The following is an 18306-nucleotide window of genomic DNA, read 5'->3' on the forward strand; positions in this document are numbered from 1 at the left end:
TCTAAACATTCCTTTCTCGCTTCGCTTTATTAATATAATAAGCACCCATTGTAGGCGAAATTTCATCATCTACTATATCCTCAATAACTATATTTTCTCTTAGGTACTTTTCAAAAGATTTTCTTAATATCTTTGCTTTTCTTATAACTCCACCAACTAATGCAATAGAGCAGCTTTCAAATTTCAATTTTCTATACACATTTATAACAGTCTTAGCCAAATCTACACCTTCATTAACCAATATTTCTTCAGCTATCTTATTTCCTTCTTCGCCCAATATTGAAACTATTTCTGCCAAAGATGCTATCTCATCCTTAGTAGATGAATATACAAAAGTTACTACTTCGCCTATTGATTTAGCACCTAGCCTTTTCATAATTCTCCTAGTTAATTCCGATTTGGATAAAGAATTTTCTTCTTCAAATATCATTCTTTTTATAGCATCAATTGCTATTTTATATCCACTCCCTTCATCTCCTAATAAGTTACCCCATCCCCCACACCTTACACTTGAATTATTTTTAACTCCAAATGCTATCGATCCAGTCCCTGCTATTGTCAATATTCCATCATTCCCCCTTAACATAGCTTTTAGGGCTATTTCAGCATCGTTCATAAGTACACAGTCAGTCTTAAGTTCATTTTTTATTGTATCTTTTATAATTTTTGCATTATCTCCTACTTCCGATCCTGCAATGCCAAGATATAAATCTACAAGTTCGTCTTCTTTAAGAACATCTATTATTTCTCTTATTGAATCTACTATATTGTTTAGTGCTTTTTCTCTATTATTTAGTAAATTTGCGAATCCTTTTACAGAAGTAACTATAATATTTCCTTGAAAGTCATAAGCTACTGCTTCCGTTTTTGTTCCTCCGCCATCGACACCTATGATGTATTTCATATTATCACTACCTTTTCCTTAACTTTAAGTAAATAAATAATTAGACTAACATATATTGTTATTAAATTTTTCATGTATTTCTATAATTTCAACTGCCATAGACTTTAATGTCATACTAGTCATAAAGTGATCCTGAGCATGAATCATAAGTAAAGAAACTTCTGTTTTTTCTCCTCGTGCTTCCTTTTGTATTAAATATGTTTGAATATTATGTGCTTTTAATAATTCTGCTTCTGCTTGTTCAATTAATTTTTTTGCTCCATCTATATTCCCACTTTTAGCGCATTGAATAGCTTCCATTGAATAACTTCTAACTTCTCCGCTATGCACTATAAGATTCATTATTGTTTCTTCCACAATGTTTCTCTCCTTTTCAATTATTTATTTTCTATAAGATCTAGAGCTCTTTCTAAAACTTTTTCTCCATTCATTGTTCCATAATCAACTGTATTAATTATTTCTACAGGTATATTCTTATCCGATAAGCTGGCCCTAAATTTTGATAATAAAAATCTAACCTGTGGACCTAGTAATAAAACATCTGTCTTACCTACATATTCTTTAACATCTGCCTCTCCTACAGCTTTTATATTACATTTAATCCCTTTTTCTTCAGCTGCCTTTTCCATTTTTGAAACTAATAAACTTGTGGACATTCCGGCTGAACAAACTAATAATATATTTTTCATTCCTAACCTCTCCTTAGATACTTTTATTTACTAGCACTCCTCTATTACACTATTATATAAAGCAAGTTTTATACCAATATTATATTTATACACAAATAAATATAAATCATCTCATTACCACACAATTCATGAATCAAAGTGTGCAACTAAAAAAAAATAGTGTGTAATTCAACTTACACACTGCTTTGGCTATTACACAGTAATTATATTTTCCTTAACAATTCTCACTATATAAGCTATCTCATTATCTCCTATATTTATATTATATACACGCTCCAAGTCTTTTAAAATTTCCTTAATTAATGAAAATTCACTATTATACATATGACGATAATTTTCTAAACCTTCAAATTTTAATTCTTGACCACCATGTTTTAATTTATCTATAAGAAAAGTGATATGAATTAAAATTCCTATCTGTGCATCATGCTGAATTCTCACCTTTAAATTTTCTTCTATTTTTCTTATTACATTTCTAATATGCAAAAATATCTTCATTGAGTTTAATTCATTTAATTCACTACTTAATGCTTTTCTAACTTTTAAAAAGTCATATTCAATGTCCACTAGATTTTCTAAATAATTTATTCCCTCATTCAAGAAAACATCTTGTGCTGGTATAAATGGAACATCTTTAATAACTATGTTTATAGTTCCTACAACTGCTAATACTACAAACTTCTCTTTTAGCCTATTTACTTTTTTAATAAACTCTTCCCTATCAGAAATATTAAGTGGTATAATTTTTACTTTTTCTATATTCTTCAAATTATTACTTATTCTTATTTTTATTCTTTCTGCTGCTCCTTCACCTGTAAAGCATGTAGTTATTATAACTAGTTCTTTATTGTATTTATAGTCTTCCTTAGAAACTTGCATAGAGGGCTTTCCAATATCTCTACATAAATTATATATTGAATCCAAGCTTCTCCCATTAAAAGCTTTGCTTCCTGCCTCTATAACGGTTAATGTTGTAACCATATCTATGGTTTTAATTTTTATTTCTAATTCATTACTAATTATATCTCCAAAATTAACCAATGATCCCATATCAACAAGTAACAACATCCCTTTTTCATTATATATTTCTTTAACTTTTTTCTTAGCTTTCTCTAGCATATCCTCAGCCTTCATAGTTAGTGGCATATCTAGAGCTTGCACATATTCTTCTCCTATTAAAGAATTTGCCACCTCAGCCATGCTGCTAGCTGTACTTGTTCCATGCATCATTACTAGAACTCGCACCTTCTTCTCTAATTGTTCACTATTTTCATCATTACATGCAGCCAAAAACATAGTTATATAGCCTATTTCATCTAATGGGATGTCTATATGAAATTCTTTTTCCGCAATTTTTATAATATCCATGGCCACAGCAAATTCTTCTCTATTTTCTACCCTTATAATATTAAGCTTAGGATGATATATCTTTTTTCCTGAATTAATCCTTTCGATGCTTCCCTGTAAATGAAGTGCTAACCCAAAATAAACTTTCTGATCAAAATCTCTATTTAACTTTTCAGATGCTATACTCAACATTTTTTCTGCAACTGTAGCTACTTTAATGTTTACAATTTTGGCGATCTCATTTTTTTTAACATTTGTTGTGATATTACTAATATATCTTCTAAAATATTTTTCCAAATCAATATTTAGAATATCATTTATTTCTGTCTCATTAATTCCTCGCACCTTTAAGTTTTCCATCTTATTTTCTATTATCGAATAAAAACTTTTATTTTCCGAGCCTTCTATTTGATTTTCATGAAATTCAATATTTTTTAGTATACTATCTTCACTTGAAAATCTTAAAATATCAGCCATATCTTGAGATAAATTATCTATTTCTTTTCTACATTCTCTAATTCTCATTATTCCTTTTTGAATTCTAGGTTGCAGATCACTTTTATCTACCAAAATATAATTATTTTTCTTAATCTTATAATTTAAAAATGCTTTAGCACAAGCTAATTGTATATCACTTTTTAATTGCCCTATATTATTAGGGCAATCATATAGTAAAAATGAAATAATCGCATTTTTACTAATATATATGCTCTTTCCGATTCTTATAGATTCTTCTGTTATGAACTCGTTTAAAAGAAGATATCTTTCCTCTAATTTTCTTTCTCTTAATGTCGGTAATACTATCACCATTGGAATTCTTCTAGTAAATGTTTTCAGAAGATATGACTGTGGATTCTCCGTAGTAGCTGCTATAATCTGCACTTCAGATTTCACCTTTTTCTCAGTATCTCCAAGCTGCCTAAAATATCCCTTATCTATAAAAGTAAATAACATTTCTTGCCCCTGCGGTGATAACCTGTGCACTTCATCCAAAAAGAATATTCCTCCATCAGCTTTTTTTAACAAACCTTCTCTATCAGTATCTGCTCCTGTAAATGCACCTCTTCTTACTCCAAATATTTGTGCCACAACCAACTGAGGATTATCTGAGTAATCGGCACAATTAAATCTAATGAAAGGAGCTTCAGTAGCTATTATTTTAGAGTCTTTAGCAAAATTGTACATTGCTTCTGCAAATAGCGATTTTCCTACACCAGTTTCACCCAAAATAAGAGTATGTAAGCCTCTAGGAGGATATAATATTGCAGCTTTCGCTTGCTGTACAGGTAATTTAAGTGACTGATTTGAACCTATGAGCATTTCAAGGCTATCTCTATTTTTCATGATTGTGTCCGATTTATTTTTAATTGAATTCATTTCATTCTTGTAACTTTTGATACTACTATATATAACTGGTCGTCCTTCTTTTTTATTTATCCTTTTTTCCTTATATAATTGGTTTAAATACCTACTTATATTTGTTCGGTCTATTCCTATATAAAATCCCAGTTCATCTGCTGTTATTCCTCTTCCTTTGCTCTTTTCAAGCTCAATTAGACTCTTTATTACTTCTTCCTTTCTAGGTAACCCTTTCATTTAATATTATCCCCCACCCATAAGTAGTCCACATTAAAAACATAGAATTTATACTTATAACTTTTAACCTATTATATAAATGCCCCTATATATATTGTCCTATATTTTTCGCTTTCTACGATACATTTGAAATTTTCCTTTGAATTCTTCTACATAAATCTTTATGAAAATATAACTGGATACTACCAGTTTTGAATTCATTATATAATAATATTTTTATTTCTTGCAACCAAATTCCTCATATTATTATAATTGCTTAGATAATTCTGTCTCTACTATAAATATGCCATATAAATCAATTTTACTAGCACAACTTTTAAAATTGCTATATTATATTATTATATAAAAATAAATATCTACTCTTTTTTAAGTATTATTTATTAACTTTAACTAAGGAGGCTATTCTATGCAAGAGTTAGAAACTAGGATCGTTGATATTGATGTTGAAAATATAAGGAAAATTTTATTATCAAATGGTGCTGAAAAAGTTAAAATGGAAGATCAAGTAAATGATATATATGATTTTGAAGATGGACGTCTTTTAGGTAAGAAAGGATATGCTAGAATAAGAACTATAAATGATATGATTAATAATAAAATCGTATATTTTATGACTACCAAAAAAATGCTATCCCAGGGCAGATTTAAAGTCATGGAAGAAAATGAAGTTATAATTGATAACAAAACTATGGGAGAAGGTATATTTAAATCTCTTGGATTAGTTCTGAAAGAATCTAATAAAAAATATAGAGAAAGCTATAAATTACTTGATTGCTTAATTGAAATTGATATTAATGACAAGAGTTTTTGTCCCTTCCCATATTTAGAAATTGAAACTACATCAGAAGAAAAATTGGAAACAGTAGTGAAGTTACTTGGATATACATTAGAAGATACAACCTCTCAAACAATATACGATATATTATCTGAAAGAGGATTGCTTAATAATGTCTCTAAAGGAATATAATTAAGTTTTTATTCCATTAACTGTAAATTTACTATAGAATTATAAGTTTATATAATGTAAAATATACATAGAGATAGGTATACTTTTAAAATGAAATTTGTTTAGTTTACTTTTAAACTAAACTTTTTTTCTTATAAAAGGAGGATGTCATGGAAAAATATGATGACATAAAATATTTAAGTCTGCTTGCTAAGCAATATCCTACTATTGCAGCTGCATCAACTGAAATAATTAATTTAGAAGCCATTTTAAATTTACCTAAAGGTACAGAACATTTTTTAGCTGACCTTCATGGTGAATATGAGCCTTTTGTTCATGTATTAAAAAATGGTTCAGGAGCTATAAAGAGAAAAATTCAAGAGGTATTTGAAAATTCTTTAATGGACTGTGAAAAAAGAAGTTTAGCCACACTTGTATACTATCCTGAACAAAAATTAGAGATTGTTCTAAGAGAAGAAAAAGATATAAATGATTGGTATAAAATTAACCTGTATAGATTGATTCAATTATGCAGACATGTATCTTCTAAATATACAAGATCTAAAGTAAGAAAAGCGCTACCTCCAGATTTTAGCTACATTATAGAAGAATTATTACATGAAGAATCTGATAATAATGATAAACAGGGTTATTATGATGGGATAATAAATACTATTATCGAAATTGAACGAGCCCAAGAGTTCATAGTAGCTCTATCTAAATTAATACAACGACTAGTAATAGATAGATTACACATAATCGGAGATATATTTGATAGAGGTCCTAGACCAGATATAATCCTCGATACCCTTATAGATTATCATTCTGTTGATATACAATGGGGAAACCATGATATATTGTGGATGGGTGCGGCCTCAGGTAATACTACATGTATAGCAAATGTTTTAAGAATAGCAGCTAGATATTCTAATCTAGACGTTATCGAAGACATTTACGGTATAAATTTATTACCTCTTGCAACTTTTGCACTTAAGCATTATAAAAATGATAATTGTACAGCTTTCGTTCCTAAAAACACCGACGAAACATTATATGGAGCTTCTGAAATTGAGCTTATTTCAAAAATGCATAAAGCCATAACAATTATTCAATTTAAACTTGAATATGAAATTATAAAAAGAAGACCTGAATTTAAGATGGATCATAGATTGCTTTTAGATAAGATAAATTATAGCGATGGCACCATAACTTTAAACAATATAACTTATGAGCTTTGCGACAAAAGTTTTCCTACAATCAATATTAATAATCCTTTTGAACTTACGAGTGATGAAAAAAAATTAGTTTATAAACTTCAAAGTTCATTTATAAATAGCGATAAATTGCAAAAGCACGTTTTATTTTTATTTAATAAAGGAAGAATATATTTAACTTATAATTCTAATATTTTATTTCACGGCTGCATTCCTTTAAATAAAGATAAAACTTTTAAAAGTATGACTATTCACGGTGAAGAGTATAAAGGAAAAAGACTTCTAGATAAATTTGATTCTTTAGCTAGAGAAGGTTATTTTAGTACTAGAGGCAGTGCTGAAAAATTATATGGCATCGATATAATGTGGTATTTATGGACGGGAGCCTGCTCTTCTCTTTTTGGAAAAGAAGATATGACGACTTTTGAAAGATACTTTATCAAAGATAAAAGTACACATAAAGAAAAGAAAAATCCCTACTACAATTTTAGAGATTCTGAAGAAATGTGTAATATGATTTTTGAAGAATTTGGGCTAGATCCAGCTGAATCACGAATAATAAATGGACATGTTCCAGTCAAAAACAAATTTGGTGAAAACCCAATAAAGTGTAATGGAAAATTGATAGTTATAGATGGTGGTTTTGCTAAAGCCTACAGAAGTCAAACTGGTCTCGCAGGATACACATTAACTTATAATTCCTATGGACTTCAGCTAATATCTCACCAACCTTTCAAATCAATTGAAGATGCATTTAGTAAAGAAACGGATATATTATCTTCAACACAAATAGTAGAAAAACTAGACAGAAAAAAAGTTGGTGATACAGACATAGGAAAGGCGCTTAAAAATCAAATTAAAGATTTGAAATTATTGCTTAAAGCCTATAGAAAAGGATTAATAAACGAGGTAAGATAATTTGTAATCTTAACATTTATAAACAAAAGAGATATCAGTTTTTACTCTGCTATCTCTTTCATAACTATTCTCATTATACATTTACAAAACCTTTATTACTTATTTCAGATATATCTTCAATTCATATAAATGCTGTTTAAATGCCCTCTTTTCATTAAAGCACTATATATCTTTCCCATCTTTCCACAAAAGCATTTATAGTAATACTCCATTTCAAAATAATTATCACTTATATAATTTGTAATGGTAATCTGCGAAAATCTTTCTATTTAAATTTTAGAAATTATTTCAATCAAATCATTTACTTTATAATCGGCTTCTGACTGATCTATGTAGTAATCTTTTGGCTCTAAAGCTACAACTGTTAGCCCTGCTGCTTTTGCTGCTCTAATTCCTAATGCTGAATCTTCTACTACTAGAACTTCTGTTTCCAATACTTCTAATGCTTCTATAGCTCTAATGTAGATCTCTGGATCTGGTTTACTTTGCGTGCACTCTTCACCACTAATTACAAAATCAATACAACTTGCAATTCCGCATTCTTCTACCATCCTTAAAATTTCTTTTCTTTCTGAAGATGATGCAATAGCTATTTTTATACTTCTATCTTTTAATTCCCTAATCACTTCTTTAACTGAAGGATTCAATATTTCTTGAAAGCAAACTTCATGTTTCTTACAATACTTTGAATATTCTTCTTTTAAAATATTACGTTTTTCATCATCATCAGGCACTAACATTCCCCATATCATCCCGTTTGTTGATCCAATGAAATCTTCAATTCTTCTTGTATCTGGTTCTATTTTTAATTCATCAAAGAATTTCATCCTTCTTTTAAAATAAAAACTTTCAGTATTCACTAAAACTCCATCCATATCAAAAATTACTGCTTGTTTCAATTTCTTTCCTCCCAAATCAATCGCTCAATACAATATCAAAAATTAATCTAATTTCTAAATCTGATATCTTTATTGTATATTCCTTTTCAATTTCACTGAATGCATACCTTATAATATCTATCTTTCTTTTTTCTCTTTGTACAAATTCCTTAATGTCTTCCTGCATGTCAACATCTTCTTTTCTTAAAATTCTCTCTACCATACAGGATGCATGAAGATAAAGTAAGAACCTTTTATTATTAGACATCTTAAGCCCTAGTTTTTCTTCCATTTTATCAACTGCATCTTGTACAAAATTAAGTACTTTATTTACATCTAAAATTGTCAGCTTCTCAATTATTTTCTTTATAGAAAAATTAAATACTAAATCTTTTTTCAACTGCTCTTCATCTATATTATAATTGCACCTCAATATATTAATGAATGAATCAATATCTTCCCCACCAATCAAATGATCCAGTCCTATATATGGAATTCCTTCAACTTTTGGATCTACAGTTCCTACGATAGCTAGTACATCATACATTTGAAACGGCAATTCCTTTTGTTTATTTTGATACAGCTTATGATAATCATATGACATAATTACAAAAGAAGGATCCTCATGCTTTAGGCTCTTTTGTAATATATCTTGGATTTGAATCGCACTTCCCATACCTGTATAACAGCAGGTTAAAATAGCTTTTTTCTTTTTTTCAACTGGATAAACTAATTGTTTATTAATTTGTACATTCTTTAAAATCTGTTCATTAATTTCGATAATATTTTTATCTTGTAAAAGCATACTTCCAATTTCTAATACCAATGGTGTTGAGACAAAATCGATTAATAATAACGGACCTTTAATCTTCTTTTCCAAACGATTTCTAAGATCAAAAAGTGATCCCATATCAACTAGCAAAATAAGCCCATTTTCGGTACTGTTATTATCAATAAAATCCAATATTTTCTCTTCTATATGATCAATTGTAGTATCAATAGGCATATCAATAGCTTGGAAAAAGTTTTTCCTTAACATCCTATTAGCTACATTCGCCATACTACTTGCTGTAGAGTAGCCATGAGCTAAGACAATACTTTTAATTTCATTTTTCAAGCTCTGTATATTCATGCTTTTTAGATAGAATGAAATAAAAATTAAATCTTCGTCAAGAACCTGAAAGTCTAAGCGTTCACTCAAATGTGTAAGCATACGCCTGGAAAGCCATAAAATATTCTTCATATAACTTTCAATAAAGTTTATAATTTTGGGGCGGATACTATTCCAATCAGGGTGATTAATTAAAATTTCTTGTTCTTCCTTAAAATAAAGCAAATATGCTATTGAAAGAATTTTATTTCCATCCTGTTCAAAGCCATAATTTTCTTCCATATATTTAAAAGTAGATTTTATATTAAACGTTAATACAGAAAAAAAAGATTGATTGTTAGTAACTTCTGTATTAAATGTTAATTCATCAAGTAATAAATTCACATTTTTGACCATCTCTTTAGTATAATGATCAAACATAATTTCTCCGGACTCAACCTGTTTAAATCCTTCAACAAATTCAAAATATGTTTTTTTAATGTTTTTCTGTTCATCACTATTAATATTCAATAGTTCTGGGTGCAGATAATCATAAATCCTATCCTGATATCTACTTGATATTTGATGATATAAACTCTCCTTTAATTGATTTTCATTTCCAATCGGTAAATCTCCAATGCGAACTTTAATAATCTCTTGATCTTTCCTCTTAGCATAGCTGCTTCCACAACTGTATTTTACAATATTTTTAATTTTCCCTACATTTCCTTCATAATTACTAAAAAGCAAAAAGGAAATTACCTGCTTTGTAACCTTAATAGTGCGTTTCAAGATTTCACTTTCTTTTAAAAAGAAACTATCTATTAGGTGAATTTTTTCTTGTTGAGGTCTTTCTGCAAAACTTGGAATATTAACAATAACGGGAAGTCTTCTAATAAAAGTAGGTAAGAAAGTAGATTGGATAGATTCTGTAGTTGCAAAAATTAACCGTACCTTTGCTTCCTTTTTTATGCTATTATCACCAATAGGAGAATACTCATTTGAATCCATAAATGTAAAAAGCTTTTCTTGACCTTCTTCTGTTAGTCTATGCACTTCATCAAGAAATAAAACCCCACCATCAGCACTTTCAAGAAGTCCCTTTTTATCTTTATCTGCTCCTGTAAATGCCCCTTTTGTATAACCAAATAATAAACTTGATAACAATTCTGGATTATGATAATATTGAGCACAATTTAAAGAAATAAATGAAGACTTGGGATTTATTAATTTTTCTTCCAAGCAATAATCATAAATACATTTTGCCAGATATGTTTTTCCCGAACCACTTGAACCTAAAAGCATTATAGGAAGACCATTTTCAGGATAAAGCACTGCTGTCTTTATTTGTTCAATCTGTTCTTTTAAGCTTCCTTTTGCCCCAATTACACTACTCCATATATCTGTTTTTTTAACGTTTGAATTTTCTTTCCATAATTCATCTAAAGTATTATATTCATCCTGTGCTGGGGTAAAATATAATTTCGAGAAAGTTTCTTTATATAAAAAGATTACTGGATATTCTTTAATTTTTATAATCCTGCCTTGTTTTGCTTCTTTGTTAAGATAACTACTTACTGTACTCCTACTAAGCTCTACTTTTTCAGCAATTGAATTGGCTGAAAATTCTTTTATATTATCTTTAGAAAATTCCTTGGTAGCCTCTTTTAAATAATTAGATATATCTATTGCCATTCTGAATGCCCCCTTAGTTAATAAAAGTTAACCTTATTATTTTATAACATACATTTAGAATAAGGCATATGAAAAAATAATAATTCCAAAATATTATGCATACTTTTAATAAAAATGTACTACTCCCTATAGTAGTAGGCCTCTTAAGATGATTCCCTACACAGGATAGCTAAAAATGGAATAAAATATATTTATTATTTTTAAATTTGCCTAAAGCAAAGAAATCGAAAAATATTCGATTTCCTTACCCGAGTCATTTTTTTGTATTTAGGATTATAAGTAGAACCTGATAACATACGTTTAACGTAAACTTTATTTTAATATTCTAATTTCCACATATATCTTCTTTTAGTTAGTGGATGCTGACGTGCATAAGAAAGTTCTTCAGCATATACACGGAATACTGCTGTAATTAACATTGGATTAAAATAATCAATAACTGTTTTTGGGATAACTGAAGATAATCCATAATCCAAAGCATCAACAACTGTTGTTTTCGCTTCAAAACGCTTTAAGAATGTTAATGCACGGGCATCGATTGGACGAGTGCTTCCCTCATTCATTAACAAAATAAATGGTACATCTTTATCTACTATTTCAAATGGTCCATGGAAAAACTCTCCCGAATGGAAACTTCCTGAATTAATCCATTGCATTTCCATCATTAAACAAATTGATGTTGAATAAGCAACTTCAGCTGTTGCACCACTACTCATTAAGTAAATCATTGAATCATTTTTATAAGCTTCAGCAAATCTCTTTGCATCTGCTATCGCTGATTTTGCCGCTGAATCTGCTAAATCATATATCTTGCTGAAAGCAACCTGTGCATCTTCATAATCTTTATATCCTTCATATTGCTCTAATATTTCCACTGCAAGTTCAAGCGCATAACCCATCTTTTCTAATTTTGCACCATAGCTTTCAGCAAATCTATGACAGATAACATAATCAGCATCTTTTGTAAGAGCCGAATTCTCTGCACGAGTTAATGAGATTACATGTGCACCATATTCTTTAGCCTTAGCATTAGCTTGTACTGTTTCAGGAGTACTACCGCCAAGTGAAGCGGATATAACAATTGCAGTTTTATCTAATGAAGCTATTGTACCATAATTGAATTCGTTAGCAGTATAGTGACTAACACGTAGATTTTTCGAATTATTTTCTAAAAAATATTTTGCTGGATATAATTCTGCTTTTGAAGCTCCACATCCTACAAATATAACACTTCTAATTTCTTCTTGTTTTTCTTTTATTTCTTTTATAATTTGTTTTGGATTCATAATAAATCCCTCCTATATTTTTATTTTATATATATTTACATCCTTTTAAGGAATGTTTTCAATTTATTTAAAAATACCTAAAATACTCAATAATATTCCACCTAGAATACAAATCGCAAGCATCCATCCTGTTGATACTTTCTTTCTTAATAACCAATACATAAAGAATGTTACGCCAAGTGGTATACTCTGTGGTATTATCCCATTTAATACATCTTGTAAAACAAATTTTTCACCAAACTGCACTGGAGTTGTAATTCCAATCATACTGGCCATCATAGATCCAATAACCATAAGTCCAACAATAGAACAAATGTACATTACTTTATCCATGAGCCCTTCATTATAGAGCTTTGTTAAATATTTATTTCCCATTGAATAACCAATTTTCCCACCATAATACGTAACAAGAAATGATGGAATAAATGAAATAATTATTGCTAATATTGGTCCTAAAATACTACCTTGTTGCGCTAAATTAATACCTAATCCAAAAGCCAATATACGTACAGTTCCTTGAAAGAAAGAGTCTCCTACTCCAGATAATGGTCCCATTAATGAAGTTTTCATAGCATTAATCGATTCAGGATTAAAATTTTCTTTGTCTTCATAGTATTGTTCTTCCATTGAAGCACTTAATCCTAAAACAAAAGCATTTGTTTGAGGTGTACAATTATAAAAATTCATATGGCGTTTATAAGCTTCTTTTTTTAATTCATCATCCTTAGGATCTTTATATATGTTGTCTAAAATAGGAGCAATTCCATATAAAAAGCCCATATTCATTTGTCTTTCATAGTTCCATGAAGCTTGAATTGCCCAAGAACGCCATAGAAATTTCATATACTTCCATTTATTTGGATCATTTTGTTTTTGTATATTTTGCATTTTTATACCTCCCATCAATCTAAAATATCTAATTCATCAACTATCTTCTCATTTTTAAATTTAAATTCAGCCAAAACAAATGCTACAATACAAGCCGAAATAGCAACACCAGTCACACTTAAATTAGAATATGCTGTAATAAAAAATCCTCCTAATAAAAATGGAAGCATTTTTGTTGACAGCATAGTGCTAAGCAATAAAGCAAATCCATAAGCTGTTAGAATTTTACTTGATAAATTTAGACCGTTTGTAATCCATGACGGAATAACTTCTACAATATTTTTTACTAAATCTGTTCCAAAATAAATTGCTAAAAATATTGGTACAAAATACATTAGTGAATACAAAAATGTTCCCCAAACAATATGAATATTACAGGCTTTTTTATATTCCCCATTTTCAATTAACGAGTCAGCTTTATGAGTTAAGTTTGCAAGAATAGTTCTCATTAAAACTCCAAGCATTTGTCCAAGCACCGCAATTGGAATCGCAATAGTTAGTGCTGCCTCTGAATCCGCATTTGATAAAATAGCAAACGATGTAGCAATAATGGATGCCATATTCATATCTGGTGGTGCTGCCGCTCCTATGTTTACTAATCCTAAAGAAATTAATTCAAGAGCAGCTCCAACCATTAATCCTTTTTGAATATCGCCTAAAACGAGCCCTACAAGCGTACTAACTATTAACGGCCTTTCTAAATTCATTCTGCCTAAAAGTCTAGAGTCTAAAATACAAATAACACCAATGAAACCTAATAATATTGACTTAATTAACATTCTTGATCCTCCTTTTTATATTTTAGAAGTTAAATCTTCCCTCTTTGAAGTAGGAACTTGTTGCATATATAGGTTGATCCCCATTGCTTTCAGCTTTTTGGTATCTTCTAATTCTTCTGGATTTAGGAAAATAGCATTACTATATTGCTTTGAATTTTCTTTATTTGCAATTCCCCCATAATTAATTTCTTTAATACTAGAGCAGCTTTTACAGAACTCTAATGCTTCTTTAGTACCTCTAAAAACAATCATAATATTATCTTTTAATTGTTCAACTTTAGACATTCTCGCTAATATGTCGTTTACCGAAAATATATTTAAAGTTACTCCAACTGGTTTTGATAAGTTTAGCGAAACTTTTTTCATTTCATCATTTGCAGTTTCATCATCTACAACAATAATTCTTGAAATCCCTAAACTTTTTGTCCATGAAAAAACTACTTGTCCATGTAATAAACGGTGATCGATTCTTACCAATTTAATCATAAATCTTCCTCCTTTATATTTTTACATTCATTAAGCAATTTATTGCAGTCAACTATTCCCTGCTGACTTTCTTCAATAATCTGCTGCAATAGACTTTCAGAAATTTCATTTGCTTGAGTAGCAACTGAAATAATTATAGGTAAATTCATTCCTGAAATAACATGTATTTTAGGATATTCTTTTATTAAAGACATCATTTCTGTATTAACGCTTCCACCAAGAATATCTGTGAAAATAAATATATCTGCTTCAATGTATTTTTCTCTTACTATTTTTTCTACTATTTCCCTAACGTTTACTTCTTCGTTTCTATAAGATGAAAAAGCTTCAACCATAGATACATCTCCAATTATCATACCCAAAGTATCTTTCATTCCCTTTGCCAGATCACCATGACTAGCTAAAATAATTTGTATCATTAAGATTCACCTCCATTCTATGTAATTATTATTAGCAATAATCGTGCCAAAAAACAGTTTGTATTCAAAAACATACCAAATTAGTCATTTATATATACATTAGTAAATAAAATCAACAGTTACAAAAAAATTAATTGAAGTGTTTGAGCAAAGTGTTGAAAAAAATAAGCTTAATTAAAAGTGTAATTCACGTTTAATTAAGCTTATTTTTTTCTATTTAATTTTTGAAATTCTATTTTAACTCCATAGTTATAATTGTAATAAAAGTAATTATATCTTATTTAATACTTACAGTCCTAAATTCAATCCTATCACTTCTATGGTGTGCTGTTGAAAATTCAAAAGGCTGGCCATTGTCTAAAAACCCCACCTGCTCCACTTCCAATATTGGAAAGTTATTTTCTATTTCTAGATATTCCTGTTCCAACTCATTTGGTAAAATAGCTCGAATAATCCTATGAGCACTTTTTATTTTAAGTTTAAGATTTTTTTCAATGTAACCATAAACTGAACTCGTTAAAATATCGTTTTTTATGCCAGGTATAAGGCCTATTGGCATATATGTATACTCAATTACATATGGACTATCATCCGCGTATCTAGTTCTTATTACATAATAAACAAAATCATCAGTAGTAATCTTTAGCTTAGTTGCAATTTCTTCCGTTGGGTGAATTACTTCGAATTTTACAATTTTAGATGTTACTTTTCTATCCTTATGAGCTTCTGAAAATCCTTCAAATTGTTTTGCTAGACTTAATTCCTGAACCCCCTCTTCATCAAGAGCTTTTACAAATGTTCCAGAACCTCTCCGCTTTATTACTAACCCTTGAATTACTAGCTCATCAACAGCTTTTTTTATTGTTATTCTACTAACCCCATAATATTCACACATTTCTTTTTCTAAAGGCAACTGTTCATTAGGATTATATTCACCATTCAATATTCTATTTCTTATGTCTTCAGCAATTTCCTCATATTTTGCCATTATATTCACCTTTCTCCTTACAGTATAACTTATATACATGTTTATCATATCATTTATATATTAATTATATCATTTCTATACATTATTAAACACTTAAATTAAGTTTAATTATACAAATTATAAGGCAATTATATATGTTCAATAAAATAATATTTACATATATAAATTATTAGTATCTTTATTCAATTAAAATCTACTGTTTATAATGACTTTACTAGTTGTGTTAAGCACATCTAGTAAAAAAATCCCTGAACATCATAACTCTAACACACAATTCATATTAAAATATGATATAAATTGTACAAAAAAAGAAATCATTCTTGATTTCCTTCAAAATAATAAAAACTATATTAAAAAACTCACCGTTATTTTAATATAGTTTAAAATCTTAATTTCACCTATTTTACAATTACTTAATTGCATTTGCCATTTCTTCATCTATTATTACTGTTACATCTTTATGCATGTGTAACATAGTTGCTGGATTATGAGTTGTAATATTTCCTTTAAATAATCCTTTTATTGCTTCTGCTTTATCTTGACCTTTTACTAACAATACTATTTTTCTAGCTTTCATTATTTGACCAAGACCCATAGATAACGCCTTTGTAGGTACTTCATCTATAGATTTGAAAAATCTAGAATTTGCCTCTATTGTAGTTTTAGTTAAACCTGTTACATGAGTTTCTGCTATTAAAAAATCATCTGGTTCATTGAATGCAATATGGCCATTAGCACCTATTCCAAGGATTTGTATATCAATGCCACCTAATTCATCCACTTTTTTATCATAATTCTTAGCTTCTTCATCAAGATTTTCTGCTAAGCCATTTGGAACAAATGTATTTGCTTTATTTATATTAACATGATTAAATAACTTTTCATTCATAAAATATCTGTAGCTTTGAGGATCTTCTCCTCCAAGTCCAACATATTCATCTAAGTTTACTGTTTTTATATTAGAAAAATCTATTTCTTTATTTCTGTTCATTTCTATAAGCTTTTTATATAAACCTTCAGGAGTACTTCCTGTAGCTAGTCCTAGGACAGCATTTGTTTTCTCAGAAATTACCTCCTTAAATATTTTAGCTGCAACTTCACTCATTTCTTCATAATCTTTAACTACTAGTAACTTCATTATTATTACGCTCCTTTGATGTTAATTTTTTAAACAAACCCTGTATCTATATTTATCTCCTCTAGCTATTGTTATGGTATATTCAACGATCTCATTTTGCTCATATGCTATTCTTTCAAACTTTAATCCTGCCTGCCCTTGAGGTATTTCTAAATAAACACTTTCTAATTTATTTATCAAAACACTTTCTATTACTTCTTCAGCAGATGTAATGTTAATATTAAAAGTATTTCTTAATATCTCATATAATGGATTTTTTTCTATCATATCCTTAGTAAGCTGCTTAAATCTTTCATACGGCAAATAAGTCATTTCATATATCATGGGAATGTTATCCGCAATCCTTATTCTCGAGATTTTATATACAAGCTCGTTCTTTTCTATATTTAATTTTTTAGACACTTTGCTGTTGGCTTCCATTATTTCAAAATTTAATAATTTAGAAGTCGGATTTTTTCCACGTTTTTTCATTTCCTCAGTAAAAGATGATACCTTTATTAAATCTTGTTCTACAACTCTTGGCGAAATGAAATTTCCTTTTCCTTGAACTTTATAAATATAATTATTTTTTTCCAACTCATCTAATGCTTCTCTTACTGTAGTTCTGCTAACAGCATATTTTTTGCATATTTCTCTTTCGGAGTCCAATTTTTCATTTTCTTCCATGCTGCTTTCTATTTTTTCAATGAGAATATTCATTAGTTGAACATACAAAGGAATATTAGAATTTTTATTTATCGTACTCATAAGTGCACCTCTTTTAGTTCTAGTAGTTTTCCCAACAATTATACTATTCTTGTACACAAAAGAAAATATAAATCAAATAATTTTAAATTTCCTATAAACGCTTCTTTTAAGTACTTTCAATTCTATAATTCCTTAAATAATTAATACTTTTCAAGTGGTAATTACCACTACAAGAATTATAATTTATTCTTTTAATTCTGTCAACATACACTTGAAAAATTCTTTATACATGCTATATACTGAATATATAAACTGATAATGTCCACTTACTATAATATATGAAATTTGACTTAAAAGG

General features: G+C 28.8%; 16 protein-coding genes. 2 read left to right on the forward strand and 14 right to left on the reverse strand.

Annotated features, from left to right (window positions below):
- Window position 1: 1 nt before the first annotated feature.
- From PZA12_RS22030 to PZA12_RS22045, 4 genes are all read right to left on the reverse strand, one after another.
- Window positions 2-904: an N-acetylglucosamine kinase gene (locus PZA12_RS22030; protein WP_078114436.1), complete on the reverse strand. Its 903-nt coding sequence runs from the start codon at window positions 902-904 to the stop codon at window positions 2-4.
- Window positions 905-949: 45 nt separating this feature from the next.
- Entirely contained in the window at window positions 950-1261 is a 312-nt protein-coding gene (locus PZA12_RS22035; RefSeq protein ID WP_103697914.1) for a PTS lactose/cellobiose transporter subunit IIA, read from the reverse strand.
- 20 nt (window positions 1262-1281) lie between these two features.
- Window positions 1282-1593, reverse strand: a complete 312-nt coding sequence (locus PZA12_RS22040) for a PTS sugar transporter subunit IIB (protein ID WP_103697913.1) — start codon at window positions 1591-1593, stop codon at window positions 1282-1284.
- Between the two features lie 192 nt (window positions 1594-1785).
- Entirely contained in the window at window positions 1786-4536 is a 2751-nt protein-coding gene (locus PZA12_RS22045; RefSeq protein ID WP_103697912.1) for a sigma 54-interacting transcriptional regulator, read from the reverse strand.
- A gap of 406 nt (window positions 4537-4942) precedes the next feature.
- Between PZA12_RS22045 and PZA12_RS22050 the strand changes: the two genes are divergently transcribed.
- Both PZA12_RS22050 and PZA12_RS22055 read left to right on the forward strand, forming a co-directional pair.
- Window positions 4943-5503, forward strand: coding sequence for a class IV adenylate cyclase (locus PZA12_RS22050; RefSeq protein ID WP_078114434.1), 561 nt, complete (start codon window positions 4943-4945; stop codon window positions 5501-5503).
- 149 nt (window positions 5504-5652) lie between these two features.
- Window positions 5653-7614, forward strand: coding sequence for a fructose-1,6-bisphosphatase (locus PZA12_RS22055; protein WP_078114433.1), 1962 nt, complete (start codon window positions 5653-5655; stop codon window positions 7612-7614).
- A 269-nt stretch (window positions 7615-7883) separates the two neighbouring features.
- Here the strand turns inward: PZA12_RS22055 and PZA12_RS22060 are convergent, their stop codons facing one another.
- From PZA12_RS22060 to PZA12_RS22105, 10 genes are all read right to left on the reverse strand, one after another.
- Window positions 7884-8513 (reverse strand): HAD family hydrolase, encoded by a 630-nt coding sequence (locus PZA12_RS22060; RefSeq protein WP_078114432.1) that lies wholly within the window; start codon window positions 8511-8513, stop codon window positions 7884-7886.
- A gap of 16 nt (window positions 8514-8529) precedes the next feature.
- Entirely contained in the window at window positions 8530-11277 is a 2748-nt protein-coding gene (locus PZA12_RS22065; RefSeq protein ID WP_078114431.1) for a sigma 54-interacting transcriptional regulator, read from the reverse strand.
- Window positions 11278-11594: 317 nt separating this feature from the next.
- Entirely contained in the window at window positions 11595-12563 is a 969-nt protein-coding gene (locus tag PZA12_RS22070) for an SIS domain-containing protein (RefSeq protein WP_078114430.1), read from the reverse strand.
- 63 nt (window positions 12564-12626) lie between these two features.
- On the reverse strand, window positions 12627-13451 hold the full coding sequence (locus PZA12_RS22075; RefSeq protein ID WP_035790017.1) for a PTS system mannose/fructose/sorbose family transporter subunit IID: 825 nt from the start codon (window positions 13449-13451) through the stop codon (window positions 12627-12629).
- A 14-nt stretch (window positions 13452-13465) separates the two neighbouring features.
- Window positions 13466-14230, reverse strand: coding sequence for a PTS mannose/fructose/sorbose/N-acetylgalactosamine transporter subunit IIC (locus PZA12_RS22080; RefSeq protein ID WP_012060714.1), 765 nt, complete (start codon window positions 14228-14230; stop codon window positions 13466-13468).
- A gap of 15 nt (window positions 14231-14245) precedes the next feature.
- Window positions 14246-14716, reverse strand: a complete 471-nt coding sequence (locus PZA12_RS22085) for a PTS sugar transporter subunit IIB (RefSeq protein ID WP_012060715.1) — start codon at window positions 14714-14716, stop codon at window positions 14246-14248.
- Window positions 14713-15135, reverse strand: a complete 423-nt coding sequence (locus PZA12_RS22090) for a PTS sugar transporter subunit IIA (RefSeq protein WP_065417562.1) — start codon at window positions 15133-15135, stop codon at window positions 14713-14715. The genes PZA12_RS22085 and PZA12_RS22090 overlap by 4 nt, the downstream gene beginning before the upstream one ends.
- A 277-nt stretch (window positions 15136-15412) precedes the next feature.
- Entirely contained in the window at window positions 15413-16123 is a 711-nt protein-coding gene (locus PZA12_RS22095) for a GntR family transcriptional regulator (RefSeq protein WP_077843848.1), read from the reverse strand.
- A gap of 409 nt (window positions 16124-16532) precedes the next feature.
- A complete protein-coding gene (nagB, locus tag PZA12_RS22100) occupies window positions 16533-17261 on the reverse strand; it encodes a glucosamine-6-phosphate deaminase (protein WP_078114429.1) in 729 nt (242 codons plus the stop codon).
- 21 nt (window positions 17262-17282) lie between these two features.
- On the reverse strand, window positions 17283-18008 hold the full coding sequence (locus PZA12_RS22105; protein ID WP_078114428.1) for a GntR family transcriptional regulator: 726 nt from the start codon (window positions 18006-18008) through the stop codon (window positions 17283-17285).
- Window positions 18009-18306 lie beyond the last annotated feature (298 nt).

Origin of the sequence: Clostridium beijerinckii (genome assembly GCF_036699995.1) — a bacterium.
Taxonomy (GTDB): Bacteria; Bacillota; Clostridia; order Clostridiales; family Clostridiaceae; genus Clostridium; species Clostridium helianthi.